The organism is Cellulomonas sp. Y8 (assembly GCF_008033115.1).
Taxonomy (GTDB): domain Bacteria; phylum Actinomycetota; class Actinomycetes; order Actinomycetales; family Cellulomonadaceae; genus Cellulomonas.
The window spans coordinates 340,402-357,864 of the sequence record NZ_CP041203.1 but is presented as its reverse complement, the minus strand read 5'-3'; the positions used below and the strand labels follow the sequence as shown (position 1 = coordinate 357,864).

18 protein-coding genes are annotated in these 17,463 nt (G+C 76.4%); 11 read left to right on the top strand and 7 right to left on the bottom strand.

The window, feature by feature from the left end; genetic code table 11:
• Positions 1 to 22: 22 nt before the first annotated feature.
• Positions 23 to 2,212: a RecQ family ATP-dependent DNA helicase gene (locus tag FKM96_RS01650; protein WP_147793770.1), complete on the bottom strand. Its 2,190-nt coding sequence runs from the start codon at positions 2,210 to 2,212 to the stop codon at positions 23 to 25.
• Between the two features lie 101 nt (positions 2,213 to 2,313).
• Here FKM96_RS01650 and FKM96_RS01645 point away from each other — a divergent pair, with 101 nt between their 5' ends.
• From FKM96_RS01645 to FKM96_RS22030, 6 genes are all read left to right on the top strand, one after another.
• Positions 2,314 to 3,444 carry a histidinol-phosphate transaminase gene (locus FKM96_RS01645; RefSeq protein ID WP_147793769.1) on the top strand — a complete coding sequence of 377 codons (1,131 nt, stop codon included), beginning with the start codon at positions 2,314 to 2,316 and terminating at the stop codon, positions 3,442 to 3,444.
• On the top strand, positions 3,441 to 4,055 hold the full coding sequence (gene hisB, locus FKM96_RS01640; RefSeq protein ID WP_147793768.1) for an imidazoleglycerol-phosphate dehydratase HisB: 615 nt from the start codon (positions 3,441 to 3,443) through the stop codon (positions 4,053 to 4,055). Before FKM96_RS01645 ends, hisB begins: the two co-directional genes overlap by 4 nt.
• Positions 4,052 to 4,687, top strand: coding sequence for a hypothetical protein (locus FKM96_RS01635; protein ID WP_246855134.1), 636 nt, complete (start codon positions 4,052 to 4,054; stop codon positions 4,685 to 4,687). Before hisB ends, FKM96_RS01635 begins: the two co-directional genes overlap by 4 nt.
• A 70-nt stretch (positions 4,688 to 4,757) precedes the next feature.
• On the top strand, positions 4,758 to 5,405 hold the full coding sequence (gene hisH / locus FKM96_RS01630; protein WP_147793767.1) for an imidazole glycerol phosphate synthase subunit HisH: 648 nt from the start codon (positions 4,758 to 4,760) through the stop codon (positions 5,403 to 5,405).
• Positions 5,406 to 5,466: 61 nt separating this feature from the next.
• Positions 5,467 to 6,207, top strand: coding sequence for a bifunctional 1-(5-phosphoribosyl)-5-((5-phosphoribosylamino)methylideneamino)imidazole-4-carboxamide isomerase/phosphoribosylanthranilate isomerase PriA (gene priA / locus FKM96_RS01625; RefSeq protein ID WP_147793766.1), 741 nt, complete (start codon positions 5,467 to 5,469; stop codon positions 6,205 to 6,207).
• Complete coding sequence (locus FKM96_RS22030; protein ID WP_371300471.1) at positions 6,204 to 7,136, top strand: SseB family protein; 933 nt, start codon at positions 6,204 to 6,206, stop codon at positions 7,134 to 7,136. The genes priA and FKM96_RS22030 overlap by 4 nt, the downstream gene beginning before the upstream one ends.
• Positions 7,137 to 7,241: 105 nt before the next feature.
• Here the strand turns inward: FKM96_RS22030 and FKM96_RS01610 are convergent, their stop codons facing one another.
• From FKM96_RS01610 to FKM96_RS01600, 3 genes are all read right to left on the bottom strand, one after another.
• Entirely contained in the window at positions 7,242 to 8,063 is an 822-nt protein-coding gene (locus FKM96_RS01610) for a hypothetical protein (protein ID WP_147793765.1), read from the bottom strand.
• Between the two features lie 77 nt (positions 8,064 to 8,140).
• Positions 8,141 to 8,878 carry a S1C family serine protease gene (locus tag FKM96_RS01605; protein ID WP_371300519.1) on the bottom strand — a complete coding sequence of 246 codons (738 nt, stop codon included), beginning with the start codon at positions 8,876 to 8,878 and terminating at the stop codon, positions 8,141 to 8,143.
• The gene (locus FKM96_RS01600) at positions 8,878 to 9,585 is read right to left on the bottom strand and encodes a hypothetical protein (RefSeq protein WP_246855132.1); all 708 of its coding nucleotides are present in this window, start codon (positions 9,583 to 9,585) and stop codon (positions 8,878 to 8,880) included. Before FKM96_RS01600 ends, FKM96_RS01605 begins: the two co-directional genes overlap by 1 nt.
• Positions 9,586 to 9,723: 138 nt before the next feature.
• On the opposite strand from FKM96_RS01600, the gene FKM96_RS01595 reads away from it, so the two are divergent.
• Positions 9,724 to 11,124 (top strand): MFS transporter, encoded by a 1,401-nt coding sequence (locus FKM96_RS01595; protein ID WP_246855131.1) that lies wholly within the window; start codon positions 9,724 to 9,726, stop codon positions 11,122 to 11,124.
• 99 nt (positions 11,125 to 11,223) lie between these two features.
• Here the strand turns inward: FKM96_RS01595 and FKM96_RS01590 are convergent, their stop codons facing one another.
• From FKM96_RS01590 to FKM96_RS01580, 3 genes are all read right to left on the bottom strand, one after another.
• On the bottom strand, positions 11,224 to 11,580 hold the full coding sequence (locus FKM96_RS01590; RefSeq protein WP_147793764.1) for a DUF1844 domain-containing protein: 357 nt from the start codon (positions 11,578 to 11,580) through the stop codon (positions 11,224 to 11,226).
• 166 nt (positions 11,581 to 11,746) lie between these two features.
• Positions 11,747 to 13,249 carry a catalase gene (locus FKM96_RS01585; RefSeq protein WP_147793763.1) on the bottom strand — a complete coding sequence of 501 codons (1,503 nt, stop codon included), beginning with the start codon at positions 13,247 to 13,249 and terminating at the stop codon, positions 11,747 to 11,749.
• A 143-nt stretch (positions 13,250 to 13,392) separates the two neighbouring features.
• Entirely contained in the window at positions 13,393 to 13,902 is a 510-nt protein-coding gene (locus FKM96_RS01580) for a Fur family transcriptional regulator (RefSeq protein WP_147793762.1), read from the bottom strand.
• A 352-nt stretch (positions 13,903 to 14,254) separates the two neighbouring features.
• Between FKM96_RS01580 and infC the strand changes: the two genes are divergently transcribed.
• From infC to FKM96_RS01560, 4 genes are all read left to right on the top strand, one after another.
• Positions 14,255 to 15,307 (top strand): translation initiation factor IF-3, encoded by a 1,053-nt coding sequence (gene infC / locus FKM96_RS01575; protein WP_246855130.1) that lies wholly within the window; start codon positions 14,255 to 14,257, stop codon positions 15,305 to 15,307.
• 86 nt (positions 15,308 to 15,393) lie between these two features.
• Positions 15,394 to 15,588, top strand: coding sequence for a 50S ribosomal protein L35 (rpmI, locus tag FKM96_RS01570; protein WP_147793761.1), 195 nt, complete (start codon positions 15,394 to 15,396; stop codon positions 15,586 to 15,588).
• A 61-nt stretch (positions 15,589 to 15,649) separates the two neighbouring features.
• Positions 15,650 to 16,036 (top strand): 50S ribosomal protein L20, encoded by a 387-nt coding sequence (gene rplT, locus FKM96_RS01565; protein WP_147793760.1) that lies wholly within the window; start codon positions 15,650 to 15,652, stop codon positions 16,034 to 16,036.
• A 435-nt stretch (positions 16,037 to 16,471) separates the two neighbouring features.
• Complete coding sequence (locus tag FKM96_RS01560; RefSeq protein ID WP_147796846.1) at positions 16,472 to 17,371, top strand: RNA methyltransferase; 900 nt, start codon at positions 16,472 to 16,474, stop codon at positions 17,369 to 17,371.
• Positions 17,372 to 17,463: the final 92 nt, after the last annotated feature.

Sequence of the window (17,463 nt, the reverse complement as noted above, 5' to 3'; positions counted from 1 at the left end):
CCGGCGCCGAGCGGCCTCCGGCTCAGCCCACGCCGAGCACGAACGGCAGCACCGCGGCCGCCCCGGCCTGCCGGAGCAGCCGCGCCGCGACCGTGAGCGTCCAGCCCGAGTCGGTGCGGTCGTCCACCAGCAGCACCGCGCGCCCCGGCAGCCCGGCCGCGGCCGCCGGCGCGAGGTCGAGCTCCAGCCGGCGCGCCACGGCCGCCAGCCGGTGCGCCGAGTTCACGTCGTGCCGGGTCGGCGGGCTGTCCGGCCGGGGTACGACCGCGCCGACCAGCGGCACGCCCAGGTGCCGGGCCACGCCCGCGGCGAGGTGCTCGACCAGCGCGGGGCGGGTCGTCGACCGGACCAGCACGACACCCTCGGGTCGGTGCTCCGGGTGCCACGCGTCGAGGGTCGCGAGCACGGGGTCCCGCAGCGCGACCGGCAGCCCGGCCTCGGGGTCGGCGTCGCCGCCGAACAGGTCACGGAGCAGGCCGCCCCAGCCGACCGAGTCGAGCCGGGCGACGGCGCGTCCGGGTCCGGCGTTCTCCTCCGCCGGGATGCGCCCGCGCAGGTCGAGGCCGAGCGTCGCCATGCCGGTCGGCCACTGCCGCCGCGGGTCGACCGCCACGCCCGCCGTGGTCAGCAGCGCCTGCGCGCCCGCGACGTGCTCGGCGTCCGGCGCGACGCCGACGGCGGTGCCCGTGCACCGGTCGCACCGGCCGCACCGCCAGGCCTCGCCGGCGGGTCCGGCGAGCTCCGGGTCGTCGAGCGCCCGCCGCAGGTGCGCCATCCGGCAGCCCTCGGTGGTGACGTAGTCGACCATGAGCTGCTGCTCGGCCTTGCGGGTCGCGGTGACGCGGTCGTACCGCTCGGCGTCGTAGGACCACGGCTCGCCGGTGCCCTCCCAGCCGCCGCGCACCCGGCGGACCGCGCCGTCGACGTCGAGCACCTTGAGCATCTGCTCCAGCCGGGACCGGCGCAGGGACACGTGCGTCTCCAGCGCGGCGGTCGACAGCGTGCCGCCCTCGCGCAGCGCCCGGAGCGCGGCCCGCACGTCGTCCTCCGGCGGGAACGCGGTCGAGGCGAACCACTCCCAGATCGCGCGGTCCTCGCGGCCGGGCAGCAGGACCGCGGTCGCGCGGCCGCCGACGGCCTCCGCGGCGCGGCCGGCGCGGCCGACCTGCTGGTAGTAGGCGATCGGGGAGGACGGTGCCCCGACGTGGATGACGTAGCCGAGGTCCGGCTTGTCGAAGCCCATGCCCAGCGCCGACGTCGCCACGAGCGCCTTGACCCGGTTCGCGAGCAGGTCCGCCTCGGCCACCTCGCGCTCCGCCGGGTCGGTCTGGCCGGTGTACGTCCGGACGTCGAGCCCGGCGGCGCGCAGGTGCTCGGTGACCTGCTGGGCCGCGGCGATCGTCAGGCAGTAGATGATCCCGGAGCCCTCGAACGCCGGCAGGTTCTGCGCCAGCCACGCGAGCTGGGCGGCGGTGTCGGGCAGGCGCACCACGGAGAGGTCCAGGCTGGACCGGTCGAGCGGGCCGCGCAGGACCAGGACGTCGTCCCGCACCGCGGTGCCGAGCTGCTCGGCCACATCGGCGGTGACCCGGGCGTTCGCGGTCGCCGTCGTCGCGAGCACCGGGATGCCGTCGGGCAGCTCGCCCAGCAGGGTGCGGATCCGTCGGTAGTCGGGGCGGAAGTCGTGGCCCCAGTCCGAGATGCAGTGCGCCTCGTCGATCACGACCAGGCCCGCGTCGGCCGCGAGCCGCGGCAGCACCTCGTCCCGGAACTGCGGGTGGGTCAGCCGCTCGGGGGAGACGAGCAGCACGTCGACCTCGCCCGCGGCGATCTGCGCGTGCACCTCGTCCCACTCGGTGACGTTGGCGGAGTTCAGCGTGGCGGCCTTGACGCCCGCTCGCTGCGCGGAGGCCACTTGGTTGCGCATGAGCGCGAGCAGCGGGGACACCAGCACCGTCGGCCCGGCCCCGCGCGCCCGCAGCAGGGCGGTCGCGACGAAGTACACGGCCGACTTGCCCCACCCGGTGCGCTGCACGACGAGCGCGCGCCGGTGGTCGCTCACCAGCGCGTCGATCGCCCGCCACTGGTCGTCCCGCAGCCGTGCGTCCTCCCGGCCGACGAGCCGGCGCAGCACGGCCTCCGCCTCCTCGCGCAGGGCGGCGCGCTCGGCCGCGTCGGGTCCGGTCGGGGCGTTCTGGTCCACGGAAGTCATCGCCCCCGACCCTAGCCACCGCCGCCGACACCCCGCCGCCCCGCGGGCGCCGCCTGTGGACGACCGGCGTCCCGGGGCCGCAGCGCGGATACGATCGCCCGGTGACCGCACCCGACACCGCCCCCCAGGCCGCGCGGCCCGTGCTGCCGGTGCGCCCCGAGCTGGCCGGCGAGGTGCCCTACGGCGCCCCGCAGCTCGACGTGCCGGTGCTGCTCAACGTCAACGAGAACCCCTACCCACCGTCGCCGCAGGTCGTCGCGGACATCGCCGCCGCCGTGGCGGAGGCGGCGCACGGGCTGAACCGGTACCCCGACCGCGAGTTCCTCGGCCTGCGCGGCGACCTGGCCGACTACCTCGCGGTCGAGTCGGGGGTCCGCGTCGCGCCCGAGCAGGTGTGGGCGGCCAACGGGTCGAACGAGGTCATGCTGCACCTGCTGCAGGCGTTCGGCGGCCCCGGCCGCACGGCGCTCTCGTTCGCGCCGACGTACTCGATGTACCCGGAGTACGCGCGCGACACGCACACCCGCTGGGTCGCGGGCCGGCGCACCGAGCAGTTCGACGTCGACCCGGTGGAGGCCCGCGCGCTCATCGCCCGCGAGACGCCGTCCGTCGTGCTGCTCACCAGCCCGAACAACCCGACCGGCACCGCGCTGGAGCTCGACACGGTGCGCGAGGTGCTCGCGGCCGCGGCCGAGGTGCCGGGCGGCTGCGTGGTCGTCGTCGACGAGGCCTACGGGGAGTTCCGCCGGGAGGGCGTCGAGTCGGCGCTGACCCTGCTCGCGGACCACCCGCACCTGGCGGTCAGCCGCACGATGTCGAAGGCGTTCGGCCTGGCCGGCGCGCGCGTCGGCTACCTGGCCGCGTCGCGGGAGCTGGTGGACGCGCTGCGCGTGGTCCGGCTGCCGTACCACCTGTCCGCGGTGACCCAGGCGACCGCTCGCGCCGCGCTGCGGCACGCGCCGGAGCTCATGGCCCAGGTCGGCTCGCTGCGGGCCGAGCGGGACCAGCTCGTGCTCGACCTGCGCGACCGCGGGCTGCGCGTCGCGGAGTCCGACGCGAACTTCGTGCTGTTCCAGGTCGGCGAGAACCGGCACGAGGTCTGGCAGGGTCTGCTGGACCGGGGCGTGCTGATCCGCGAGGTCGGCCCGGAAGGATGGCTGCGGGTGTCGGTCGGCACCCCGGAGGAGACCGCGGCGTTCACCGCCGCGCTGTGGGAGGTGCTGGGGATTTGAGCACGACGGACGGCGGGCGCACCGCCCGGGTCGAGCGCACGACGAGCGAGTCCAGCGTCGTCGTCGAGGTCGACCTGGACGGCACGGGGCGCACGGAGATCAGCACCACGGTGCCGTTCTACGACCACATGCTCACCGCGCTGGGCAAGCACTCGCTCATCGACCTGACCGTCCGGGCGACCGGCGACACGCACATCGACGCGCACCACACCGTCGAGGACGTCGCGATCTGCCTGGGCGAGGCGCTGCGCGCCGCGCTCGGCGACAAGCGGGGCATCGCGCGGTTCGGCGACGCCACCGTGCCGCTGGACGAGGCGCTGGCGCAGGCCGTCGTCGACGTGTCCGGCCGCCCGTACCTCGTGCACTCCGGCGAGCCCGAGGGCCAGGAGTACCACCTGATCGGCGGGCACTTCACCGGCTCGCTGACCCGGCACGTGCTGGAGTCGATCGCGCACCACGCCGCATTCGGCATGCACGTCCGCGTGCTGGCCGGCCGCGACCCGCACCACATCGTGGAGGCGCAGTTCAAGGCGCTGGCGCGTGCGCTCCGGTTCGCGGTCGCGCTGGACCCGCGGGTCGACGGCATCCCGAGCACGAAGGGCGCCCTGTGACCGCGGGGACGCCGGACGGGCCCGGACGCCCGGAGGACGACGACCTCGGCTTCGAGATCCCCGACGACCTGTCGGGGCTCGACGGCCTGGACCCGGCGCCCGCGGAGCCGGCGGGGCCCGCCGCGCAGGCCGACGACGCGTCGACGGTCGAGGTCCCCGACGACCTCGCGGGGCTGGAGGCCGCGGCCGCCGAGCCCGACGAGCCGGTCGTCGCGATCGTCGTCACCCAGGTCGCGGGCGCGAAGCCGCTGGCCGCCGCGTGCTCGCTCGCGGGGGTCGACGTCGACGCCGTGCCGTCGCCCGTGGGGGCGCTCGCGGTCCTGCGGCACACGGCGGACGCCGCCGGGACCGCCGAGGCCGCGGCCGCGATCTCCCGGATGCTGCGCACGTCGCCGGTGATCCTGCTGGACCGCCGCGCGGGCCGCATCGCCGCCAGCCGCTGGTCGGCGGGGGAGAAGGAGGACGACCTCGCCGCCGGCCTCGTGCTCTCCGGCGCGCCCGACCTGCTCGACGACCTGCTGGTCGGCGGGAAGCCGGTCGGTGAGGTCCCGGGCGTGGAGACGAGCGTGGGCATGTCGCGGTGGGCCGCGATGCGCGCGCTGTCCGCCGGCGGACGTCGCCGCAGGGACTGACGCCCACGTCACGTCCCGCGCACCGGACGCGGGACGGCCGGTCCGGCGCGCGCCCGGTAGCCTGGGAGGCGTGCCCAGCCAGCCTCGTGTCGTCGTCCTGGACTACGGATTCGGGAACGTCCGCTCGGCCGTGCGCGCCCTCGAGCGGGTCGGCGCCCAGGTCGAGCTGACGTCCGACGCGCAGCACGCCGGGGAGGCCGACGGGCTCGTCGTCCCGGGCGTCGGTGCGTTCGCGGCCGTGATGGCGGGGCTGCGCGGGGTGCGCGGCGAGCAGATCGTGGACCGGCGGCTCGCCGGCGGCCGGCCCGTGCTCGGCATCTGCGTCGGCATGCAGGTCATGTTCGACCGCGGCGACGAGCACGGCGTCGAGACCGAGGGCCTCGGCGAGTGGCCCGGCACCGTCGACCGGCTCGAGGCCGAGGTCGTCCCGCACATGGGCTGGTCCACGGTCGACGCGCCCGAGGGGACCCGGCTGTTCGCCGGCATCGAGGACGAGCGGTTCTACTTCGTGCACTCGTACGCCGCCCGCAGCTTCCCGCTGTCCGAGCAGGTCGACACCGACCGGCTGACCCCGCCGCTGGTGACGTGGTCCGAGCACGGCGGGCGGTTCGTCGCCGCTGTCGAGAACGGCCCGCTCGCCGCCACCCAGTTCCACCCGGAGAAGTCCGGGGACGCCGGCGCCCAGCTGCTCGAGAACTGGGTCGGCTCGCTCGACTGACCGGCCGCGCCGCCACCGGCGCGCCGCCCGCACCCCCGCACGCCCCCGAACGAGGAGACCCATGTCCGACCGTCTGCAGCTCCTGCCCGCCGTCGACGTCGCCGACGGCCAGGCCGTCCGCCTCGTCCAGGGCGAGGCCGGCTCGGAGACCTCCTACGGCGACCCGCTCGCCGCGGCGCTCGACTGGCAGGCCGGCGGCGCGGAGTGGATCCACCTCGTCGACCTGGACGCCGCGTTCGGCCGGGGGTCGAACGCCGCGCTGCTCGCCGACGTCGCGCAGGTGCTGTCGGGCAAGGGCGTCAAGGTCGAGCTGTCGGGCGGCATCCGCGACGACGCCTCGCTGGAGCGCGCGCTCGCGACCGGCGCCGCCCGGGTCAACCTCGGCACCGCCGCGCTGGAGGACCCGGACTGGACCGCCGACGCCATCGCGCGGCACGGCGACGCCATCGCGGTCGGCCTGGACGTGCGCGGCACCACGCTCGCCGCCCGCGGCTGGACCCGCGAGGGCGGCGACCTCTGGGAGGTCCTTGCCCGCCTCGACGCGGTCGGCTGCTCCCGGTACGTCGTCACCGACGTGACCAAGGACGGCACGCTGCGCGGCCCCAACGTCGACCTGCTCCGCGAGGTGTGCGCGCGCACCGACGCGCCGGTCGTCGCGTCCGGCGGCATCTCGTCGCTCGACGACCTGCGGGTGCTGCGCGAGCTGGTCCCGGTGGGTGTCGAGGGCGCCATCGTCGGCAAGGCCCTGTACGCGGGCGCGTTCACGCTGCCCGAGGCCCTGGACGTCGCCGGCCGCCCGTGACCGGGCGCGAGCTGCCGCCGACCTCGGCGTTCGCCGGGGACGACGGCAGCGCCGACCCCACGGTCGCGGCGGCGCTGACCGCGCTGGGGGACGGCAGCGGGTCGCTCGCGGCCGTCGTGGAGGCTCTGGCGGGCACCCGGGTGCTGGTACCGGTGCTGGCCGAGCTCGAGGCGGCCGAGACCGTCCAGGTCGGCGGGCACGCGCACACCGTCGACAAGGAGGCGTCCGCCGGCATCGTGGCGCTGCAGGCCCCCGACGGCCGGACGGCGCTGCCGGTGTTCTCGTCCGTCGCGACGATGGCGGCCTGGCGGCGCGAGGCGCGGCCGGTGCCGACCGACGTGGTCCGCGCGGCGTTGTCCGTGGTGAGCGAGGGCTGGGAGCTCGTGGTGCTCGACCCGGGCGGCCCGGTCACGGCGCTGCTGCCGCGGCCGGCCGTGTGGGCGCTGGCGCAGCAGCAGCCGTGGCGACCGGCGGTGCTGGCGGGCGACGGCGGCGAGGCCGCGGGCGGCGGGATCGGGGACCAGGTCGGCGCGGCCACCGGGGGAGCGGGCGACGTCGGCACCCGCGTCGTCGACCCCGAGGTGCGTGCGGCAGTCCGCGCCGCCGTTCTGGGCGCGGTGCCGTCGGGTCCCGCGTCCGACCCGGGCGGGGAGCGTGGCTCCGCGTCCGACGCGCCGGGCGGGCGGTCGTGGTTCCGGCGCCGCCGTCCCGAGCGGGCCGCGGCCCCGGCACCCGCTCCCGCCGCGAACCCCGTGGTCGACGTGGACGCGGTCCCGGGCGCCAGGGCCGAGGTGGCCGTCGTGCTCACGCTCGTCCCGGGCCTCGACCGCCCGACCCTGGACGGCGTGCTGCGCCGGGTCGGCGAGGCGCTGGCCGCGGACGACACGGTCACCCAGCGGGTCGACTCCCTCGAGGTCCGCCTCCGCTGACGGCCCGCCCCGCGTGCCGAGGGGGTAGCCGACGCGTCGAGCGGGTAGTCGGCGGGTACTCGCTCGACGCGTCGGTTGCTCGCTCGCGGCCGGACACCCTGCCGGTCAGTGCCAGAGGCGCCGGCGGCGGCGGAGGGACCAGGCCAGCGCGACCGTCGCGACCGCGCCGACGACCTGGCCGCCCAGGATGATGCGGTTCAGGTCGAGCGCCGGCTGCCAGTGCGCGCCGTCGTCGTCGACCACGAACACCCCGAGCGGCTTGACCCGCGTGGCGTAGCCGCCCGCGTCGGCCGCGCCGACGCCGCGACCCCCGGGCCGCCCGGTGCCGAACGGCCACAGCGGCCCGCGCAGGAACGGCAGCCGACCGCCGTGGCCGGGACCGCCGTGCCAGCCCTCGCGACCCGGTCCGTGCGGCCAGCCGCCCCCACGGCCCGCCCACGCGACGGGCCCACCGGGTCCGTCGGCGCCGCCGCCCGCGCTCCCGACCGCCCCGGCCGGCGCGCCCGGGTCGGACCGCGTCCACGGCCCGTCCTCGGGGGCCGGGGCCTCGGCGTGCGCGCCGCGCCCGGTGCCCTCCGCGGCGTCCGTCCCGGTCCCGCCGCCCGCCGCCCCGGGTCCCCCGTCGCCGCCGTGCGAACGGGGCCCGCCCGGCTCCTCGGGGCCGTCGCCGTCCGCCGGTGCGTCGCCGCCCTCGCCCGGACCCGGCGTCCCGGCGCCGGGACCGCCCGGCCCGCCGTGACCGCCGCGGATCCCGACCCGCGCGTCCGCGTGCGCGCCCGCGACGCCGTGCCAGCCCATCACCTTCGCCACCGGCACGACGAGGGTGCTGCCGTGCTCGTACGGCTCCCCGAACACGCGCCGCACGGAGATGATGTCGCTCGCCGCCCGGGTGAGGCCGGGCAGGTCGGGGTGGGTCTCGTCGGTCATCGTCGTCCTCCTCGGTGGGTGTCCGTGCGACCCACCGTGGCACGGCGGGTCGCACGCCCACCAGGGGTCGCGCGAGGTCAGCCCGAGGTGCAGGAGGCGCTGGCGGTGAACGCCGCCTCGTCGTCGAGGAGCTGGCGCAGGGTGCTGACCGGGACCACGAAGCTCTGCCCGGTCGAGTTCTTCGCGTACACGACGCCGACCACGCGGCCCGCGGCGTCGAGCACCGCGGAGCCGGAGCTGCCGGGCTCGACCTCGGCGTTGGTGACGAGCACCTGGCCGAGGTTCTCGTTGAGCGGGTCGGTGGTCGCGCCGATGACCTGCCCGCTCGTCACGGTGAGCTGGCCGCCCTGCGGGTAGCCCACGACCGTGACCTCGTCGCCGGGGTCCGGGTCGGCGTCGGCCAGGCCGGGCGCGGACGGCAGCGGGTCGGCGGTGCGGACGACCGCGAGGTCCGCCAGCGCCGCGGTCGAGGACGCGGTCACCGCGACGTCCCGGCCGTCGTACGTGCTGAGCTGGAGGTCGGCGGAGTCGGCGACCACGTGCCGGTTCGTGATGAGGGTGGTCTCGTCGATCGCGAAGCCCGACCCGGTCGACAGCGAGTTGCACCCGACGTTCCGGATCCGTACCGCCATCCGCTGCGCGGCGTCGAAGCCGTCGGGGGACAGGTTGCCGGACGACGACGGCGTGGGCACCGGCGCGCTCGACGGCACCAGGTCGGTCGGCACCGGGCCGGGCATCGACGGCAGCACCCCGCATCCGGCGAGCAGGAGGACGGCCGCGGCGCCGACGACGGCGCGGCGGGCGGTCGGGCGGATCACCCGGTCGCCCCGGCGGCGAGCTGGCGCTGCAGCTCGGTGTTGGCGACGGTCGCCGCGTTGCACACGCCCTGGACGTCGCTCTTGAACCGCTGCAGGTCCGCCGGGTCGTACGCGGCCGCGTCCTCGAGGTAGGTGATGAGCTGGTTCTGCGCGTCGATGCAGGTCGACAGCGCGGACGCGACGTTCGCCGCGGCCTGCGAGATGCGCTCCTGGTAGTCGACGAGCTGACGCTGGACCTCGCGGTCGTCGCCGACCTGGGCCTTCTCGTCGGCGAGCTGGGTGATCCGGCTCTGCGCGGTGGTCAGCTGCTCGTTCACCGCGGCGAGCTCCGCGAGCGTCCCGTCGTGCTGGGTGCGGAGCGTGGCGAGCTCGGTACCGATGGTGCGACCCTGCGCCTCGATCCCGGCGGCGTACTCCTCGTACCGGACGGTCCGCACCCAGAGGTAGGACGCCAGCGCGGTGACGAGGACCAGCAGCACCGACAGGATCACGACGGCCCACGGCCGGCGGCGGTGCCGGGGCTCGGGCGGCGGCGCCAGGTGGCTGTGCTCGGGGTGCCGCCCGGCCGGGCGGTCGTCGGGGTGCGTCGCGGGGTGCTCGACCGGCGTCGCGTCGTCGGGACGGGTGGCGGTGTCCGGCCACGACGAGGGCCCGGCCGGCCGCGGCGGGCCGATCGGGTCGTGCGGCCCGGTGGCAGACGTCACGTCACCACCTTACGGGGAGTCGGCGTCGGCCGGATCCGACGTGGGACGGAACGGGGTGGTGGACGTCACGCCGTCGCGCGCGCCCGGACGGCCGAATCCTGTCGTCCGACAGGCGGGCGGCGGGCGACAATCCTGAGCGTGTCCCTCGCCCCCTACGGCCGCCTGCTGCGGCTGCCCGGTGTCCTGCCCCTGGTCCTCGTCTCGTTCGTGGCGCGCATCCCGCACGCGATGACCGGCGTGGTGCTCACGCTGCACGTCGTCGGCCCCCTCGGCCTCGGCTACGCGCGGGCCGGGCTGGTGGCCGCCGCGATGACCGTGGGCGTGGCGATCGGCTCGCCGTGGCGCGGCCGCCGGGTCGACCGGCTGGGCCTGCGCCGGGCGCTGCTGCCGTCGGTGGTCGTGGAGTCGGCTGTGTGGCTGGTCGCGCCGCGGCTGGGCTACGAGGCGCTGCTCGTCGCCGCCGTGGTCGCGGGCGTGTTCCTGGTGCCGGTGTTCTCCGTCGTGCGCCAGTCGCTGGCCGTGCTCGTGCCGCCGGAGCAGCAGCGCACGGCCTACGCCCTCGACTCCGTGGGCACCGAGATGACCTTCATGCTCGCGCCGACGCTCGGCGTGCTCGTGGCGACCCAGGTGTCGACGACCGCCGCGCTCACCCTCGTCGGGGTCGCGACGGTCGCGGCCGGCCTGCTGCTCATGTGGTTCGACCCGCCGACCCGGTCGCCCGAGGGCACGGTGCCCGACGCGGTCGCGGACGGGGGTCGCCGGCCGCGGCTGCTGACGCCCGGCCTGCTCGTGGTCCTGGCCGCGGCGTCCGCCGCCGCGCTCATCCTCAACGGGACGGACGTCGGCATCGTCGCCGCGCTCGAGGGCTGGGAGCGGGAGACCGCCGTCGGCTGGATGATCGCGCTGTGGTGCGTCGGCTCCGTCGTCGGCGGCCTGGTCTACGGCGCGCAGAAGCGGGAGCTGCACCCGCTCGCCCTCGTCGCGCTGCTCGGCGCCGCCACCGTGCCCGCCGCGTTCGCGCAGACGCAGTGGCAGCTCGCGCTCGCCGTCGTCGTGGCGGGCCTGCCGTGCGCGGCGAGCCTGTCGGCGATCAACGCGTCGCTGGTCCGGATGGTCCCGGAGCACCGGCGCGGCGAGATCATGGGCTGGAGCGGCACCGCGAACACCGTCGGCGCGGCGCTGGGCGCCCCGGTCGTCGGCGCGGTGATCGACTCGACGGGCCCGGGCGGCGGGTTCGCGGCCGCGGGCGGGGTGGGGCTGCTGCTGTCGGTGCTCGGGCTGGCCGTGCTGACGGTCGTGCGCCGGCGGAACGCGGGTCGGCGGGCGGCCGTCGCGGCCGGGCTCGGCGGGGCGCCCGCGGGGGTCGTCTCGGCGCCGTCGCCCGAGCCGGCACCGGCGTCCGAGCCGGCGTCGCGGACCGAACCCACGGCGTCGTCACCCGCGGAGCGGGTCGTCCCGACGCCCGCGCCCGGAGGCGCCGACGACGTGCCGGTGCGCCCGTCGCCGGTCGACCCGGCCCCGGAGCCGACGCCGCGCTGACCCGCCACGAACGACGACGCCGAGCCTCCGTCTCGTGCCTGTCCCGCGAGGGCGGGCGACAGGCGCGGACCGGAGACCCGGCGGGTCGGCGCGGGGGCGTCAGGACACGTAGCCCGTGAACTTCTCGCCCGGGCCCTCGCCCGGGGCGTCCGGGAACGGGCTGGCCTCGCGGAACGCCAGCTGGAGCGACCGGAGCCCGTCGCGCAGCGAGCGGGCGTGCTGGTTGCCGATGTCCGGCGCCGAGGCCGTCACCAGCGCGGCGAGCGCGGTGATCAGCTTCCGGGCCTCGTCGAGGTCCAGGTAGTCGCGGCCGGCGTGCTCGTCGGTGTCGGGGGACAGGCCGCACTTGACGGCGGCGGCGCTCATCAGGTGCACGGCGGCGGTGGTGATGACCTCGACCGCCGCCACGTCGGCGATGTCGCGGGTGGCGGTCGTGGGGTCCGGGGTCTCGCTCATGGCGCCGATCCTCTCATCGTGCGGGTCGTCCGCCGGGTCGACCGCCGGGTCGACCGTCGGGACGACCGCCGGGACGACGACGGGCGCGGCCGGAGCGAGTGCCGGCCGCGCCCGTCGTGGGGTGCTGCGGGGCGGCCGGCTGGGGGACCGGCCGCCCCGCGGGGGGTCAGGCGACGGGCGTGCTCGCGGTGGCGGGCTCGCCGTTCTCGACCGGCGCCGTGCCCTGGAGCGCGGCGGCCAGCGCGGCGCCGAGGCCGGCGTCGACGTTCGTCCAGTACTGGATCGCGCGGGCGCGGATGACGTCGCTCTTCACCGCGCCGACGTGGCCGGTGATGGTCTCCAGGAACCGGGCGCGCGCGGCGTCGTCGAACACCTCGCGGTACAGCGTGCCGGCCTGGCCCCAGTCGTCGTCCTCGGGGTGCAGGGTCGCGGCGCTGCGCACGAGCTCGCCGTCCGCCTCCCAGCCGGCCGACTCCGCGGCGCGGGCCGGGTCGGCCGCCGGGCCGCCGACCGAGTTCGGCGCGTAGACCGGGACCTCGGGCGCGTCGAAGTGGTAGCGCGCCGCGCCGTCCTTCGAGTACGAGTGCACCTCGGACTTCGGCGCGTTCACCGGGAGCTGCGCGTGGTTGGTGCCGACGCGGTACCGGTGGGCGTCCGCGTAGGAGAAGATCCGCGCGAGCAGCATCTTGTCGGGGCTGGTCGCGATGCCCGGGACGAAGTTGCTCGGCGCGAACGTCGCCTGCTCGATCTGCGCGAAGTAGTTCTCCGGGTTGCGGTTGAGCTCCATCACGCCGACCTCGATCAGCGGGTAGTCCGCGTGCGGCCAGACCTTCGTGAGGTCGAACGGGTTGAACCGGTAGGCCTTGGCGTCCTCGTACGGCATGACCTGCACCGACAGGGTCCAGCGCGGGAACTCGCCCTCGGCGATGTGCTCGAACAGGTCGCGGATGTGGTGGTCGGCGTCCGAGCCGGCGAGCTGCGCGGCCTCGTCGGCGGTCAGGTTGTCGATGCCCTGCTGGGACGTGAAGTGGTACTTGACCCAGAACCGCTCGCCGGCCGCGTTGATCCACTGGTAGGTGTGCGAGCCGAAGCCGTCCATCGTCCGCCAGGAGCGCGGCAGGCCGCGGTCGCCCATCAGCCAGGTGACCTGGTGCGCCGACTCGGGGGACAGCGACCAGAAGTCCCACTGCATGTCGTTGTCGCGCAGGTTCGAGCCGGGCAGGCGCTTCTGCGAGCGGATGAAGTCGGGGAACTTGATCCCGTCGCGCAGGAAGAACACCGGGGTGTTGTTGCCGACGAGGTCGTAGTTGCCCTCGGACGTGTAGAACTTCAGCGCGAAGCCGCGGGGGTCGCGCCAGGTGTCGGGGGAGCCGTGCTCGCCGGCGACGGAGGAGAACCGCGCCAGCATCTCGGTCTCGACGCCCGGCTGGAACAGCGCCGCGCGGGTGTACCGGCTGACGTCGCCCGTGGTGGTGAACGTGCCGAAGGCGCCGCCGCCCTTGGCGTGCACCACGCGCTCCGGGACCCGCTCGCGGTTGAACTGCGCCAGCTTCTCGACCAGGTAGTGGTCGTGCAGGACGATCGGGCCGTCGGCGCCGACGGACTGCGAGTGCGCGTCGGACGCCACGGGGGCGCCGGAGTTGGTGGTCGTCGGGTGGACCTGGGTCACGGGGGTGTCCTTCCGGGTCGTCGGCAGGCCGGTCGAGGGCGTGCCGGGGGCCGGTCGGGCGGGGTCGCCCGACCGGGAGTCGTGGGGTGGTCGGTGGTGCGAGGAGGTCGGGCCGGGGCGGCGGCTCGCCGGCGGGGCTGCGGTCAGTCGGTCGCGCGGCTGCGGCAGTCGGGGCACAGGCCCCAGAAGGTGACCTCGGCCGTCTCGACGGTGAAGCCGGACGTCGAGCTGGGGACGAGGCAGGGCGCCTCGCCGATGACGCAGTCGACGTCGTCGACCGCGCCGCACGAGCGGCACACCACGTGGTGGTGGTTGTCGCCCACCCGGCGCTCGTACCGGGCCGGGTGCCCGGCCGGCTCGATGCGCCGCAGGATGCCCACGTCGGTCAGCGCGTGCAGGACGTCGTAGACCGCCTGCACGGAGACCGTCGGGAGCGCCTCCCGGGCGCGCCGGAGCACGGCCTCCGCGTCCGCGTGCGGCAGGTCGGCGACGGCACCGAGCACGGCGAGCCGGGGAGCCGTCACACGCAGGCCGCGGGCGCGGAGCAGCTCGGCCGGGTCGGTCGCGTGGTCGGCGGTGCGGCCCGCTTCGTGCGGGTGACCGGCGGTCGACGCGACGCCGGGTGCGGCGGGTGCGTGCTGGTCGACGGGCATGGCGCCACCCTGACACGTTTTCTGGAACTGTTCAAGCAGGGATCTGACGGAATGTCACGTCGGGGTGGGTCGCCGGGGTGACGCGGGGAACAGGCAGGGGTGGCCTGGTGTTCTGGTAGAGTCATTCACGACTGGCCTGGGTCGACGTGTGTCACCGCTTCACCGCGGGGGCGTCCGGCGGCCCGGGTGCACAAGTGGAGGCCACTCCCACCTGAGTCCCGACCGCCCGGTCCGCCGGCAGCAGGGTCCAGGTTCCCGGTCCAGGTCACGATCCCCTCGCGGGGGACGTGGCCCGACGGCGCACCGTCCCGACGGGTGCCGTGGATCGTGTCGGCCCTCCACCTGTGCTCAGGTGCGAGGGCCTTCCTCGTTCCTGGAGGTCACCCACTTCGACTTCGAGGAGCACCACATCAGCGAGCCCCGCATCAACGATCGGATCCGCGTCGCCGAGGTCCGCCTGGTCGGCCCGAACGGCGAGCAGGTCGGCATCGTCCGCGTGGAGGACGCGCTGCGCCTGGCCCAGGACGCCGACCTCGACCTCGTGGAGGTCGCGCCGGACGCCCGCCCGCCCGTCTGCAAGATCATGGACTACGGCAAGTTCAAGTACGAAGCAGACATGAAGGCCCGCGAGGCCCGGCGGAACCAGAGCAACACGGTTCTCAAGGAGATCCGCTTCCGGCTCAAGATCGACCCGCACGACTACGGCACCAAGAAGGGCCACGTCGAGCGGTTCCTGTCGGCCGGCGACAAGGTCAAGGTCATGATCATGTTCCGCGGTCGCGAGCAGTCGCGCCCGGAGATGGGTGTGCGCCTGCTGCAGCGCCTCGCTGCGGACGTCGAGGAGCTCGGCTTCATCGAGAGCATGCCGAAGCAGGACGGCCGCAACATGATCATGGTGCTCGGCCCGACCAAGAAGAAGGCCGAGCAGAAGAACGAGCAGCGCCGGGCCCGTGCCCAGCGCGAGCCGCTTCCCGAGGCCCCCGAGGTCGAGGAGACGGAGACGGACGCTGCCGTGGAGACGGCCGCGCCGGCCGCCGCCGCGCCCGCTGCCGCCCCGGCTCCGGCCGCTGCCCCGGCTCCGGCCGCCGAGCCCGCCCCGGCGGCTGCTCCGGCTCCCGCCGCTGCTCCGGCTCCGGCCGCCGCGCCGCGTCCGCAGACCGCGCCGAAGCCGGCGTCGGCCCCGCGTCCGTCGGCCGCTCCCCGGCCGGCCGCCGCGCCGAAGCCCGCCACCGCCCCGAAGCCGGCCTCGCGGCCGACCTCGACCCCCCGCCCGACCCCCGGCTCCTCGGCCGGGTCGACGGCGGCGCCGGCCGCGCGGCCCACCCCGCGCCCGGCACCGACCCCGCGCCCGTCGGCGCGACCGGCCCCCCGCGGCCAGTCGTCCGGCGGCACCGGGAACGCCTGACCTGCACCGACACGCTCGGACCCCACCGGGACCGGACGGACGAGTCGCGCCCCGGCGCGATGCGACGACAAGGAGAGACGGCAGCCATGCCGAAGAACAAGACGCACTCCGGTGCGAAGAAGCGCTTCCGGATCACCGGGAGCGGCAAGGTCATGCGCGAGCAGGCCAACGCGCGTCACCTGTTCGAGCACAAGTCGAGCCGTCGCACGCGTCGCCTCGCCTCGGACCAGGTCGTCTCCGCGGCCGACGCCCCCAAGATCAAGAAGCTGCTCGGCAAGTGACCCGTCGGCGCGCGAGCGCCGCGGTCCGCAGCCGACCCGATAACGAAGCAAGGAGCATCACGTGGCACGCGTGAAGCGGGCGGTCAACGCCCAGAAGAAGCGCCGGGCGACCCTCGAGCGGGCCTCCGGCTACCGCGGTCAGCGGTCGCGCCTGTACCGCAAGGCCAAGGAGCAGGTCACCCACTCCCTGGTCTACGCCTACCGCGACCGCAAGGCGCGCAAGGGCGACTTCCGCAAGCTGTGGATCCAGCGGATCAACGCGGCTGCGCGCGAGCAGGGCCTGACCTACAACCGCCTCATCCAGGGCCTCAAGGCCGCTGGGGTCGAGGTCGACCGTCGCGTGCTGGCCGACCTGGCCGTCACCGACGTCGCGGCGTTCAACGCCCTGGTGCAGGTCGCCAAGGACGCGCTGCCGGCCGACGTGAACGCGCCGAAGGCCGCCGCCTGACGCTCGTCGTCACCGCGACGCGCGCGGCCTGACCGCGCGCACGCACTCCTCAGGACCCCCGGGAGCCGACAGGCCCCGGGGGTCCTGCGCGTCCGGGGGCCCGGCGGCGGGCGCGGCGGCGGCCGGGCCGACCCGTCCTGCACCCAGCGGGCAGCCGACACGTCGAGCGAGCAGTCGGCGACTGCTCGCTCGACGTGTCCACTGCTCGCTCGGTGCGCGTGAGGTCGCCGCTCGGTGCGCGTGAGGTCGCCGCTCGGTGCGCGTGAGGTCGCCGCTCGGTGCGCGTGAGGTCGCCGCGCAGGGGCCCGCGCCCAGCGCTGCCGTCACCGGCGCGCCGGCGCCCGCTCGGGCGCGCCGCGGCCACGCCGCCGCGTGCGGGAGGATGGAGCCGTGTCCCGCACCGCACCCGACGGCCCCGCCGCCGCACGCCCCCCGATGACCAACCCGCACGCCGACCGCGTCAAGGCCGTGCGGGCGCTCGGCACCCGGTCCGGGCGTCGCCGCGCCGGGCGGTACGCCGTCGAGGGCCCCCAGGCCGTGCGCGAGGTGGTGCGCTGGGCGCCGCGCACCGTCCGGGACGTGTACCTCACCGCGGAGGCCGCGGACCGGTACGCCGAGATCGTCGCCGACGCGGAGGCTGTCGGCCTGCACGTGCACCTCGGGGACGCGGCCGTGCTCGACGCGATGTCGCCGGACGCGCAGGGCGTCCTCGCCGTCGCCGACCTGCCCGAGGCCGCCCGTGCCGCCGCGCGGGACGGGGTGCCCGTCGGGCCGCTGGGTGCCGACGCGCTCGCCGCCGTGCTCGCCGCGCGGCCCCGGCTGGTGGCGGTGCTGGCGCAGGTGCGCGACCCCGGGAACGCGGGCACGGTCATCCGGGTCGCGGACGCGGCGGGCGCGGACGCGGTCGTCGTGGCGGGGGACAGCGTCGAGACGACGAACCCGAAGGTCGTGCGCTCGACGGCCGGCTCGCTGTTCCACCTGCCGGTCGTGTCGGGGGTGTCGGTCGCGGACGCGGTCGACGCGCTGCGGGCGGCGGGTCTCGCGGTGCTGGCGGCGGACGGCACGGGCGACCTCGACCTGGACGACCTGCAGGACGCCGCCGCGGTGGCGGGCGCCGCGGCCGAGCCGTCCCCCGGGGCCGACGACGCCGGTCCCGCCGACCTGCGCGCCGCGACGGCGTGGCTGTTCGGCAACGAGGCCTGGGGCCTGCCGCCGGCGGACCGCGACCGCGCGGACGCCGTCGTGCGGGTGCCGCTGCGCGGGCGCGCCGAGTCCCTCAACCTCGGCACCGCCGCGGCGGTCTGCCTCTACGCCTCGTCCCGCGCCCACCGCTGACCGGGCGCCGCGTGTGCCGCGCGCGCCACGTGCACCCGGGAGCGGAAGGTCTGGCCGGAGACACCCCCGGCGTGTCCGGCCAGACCTTCCAC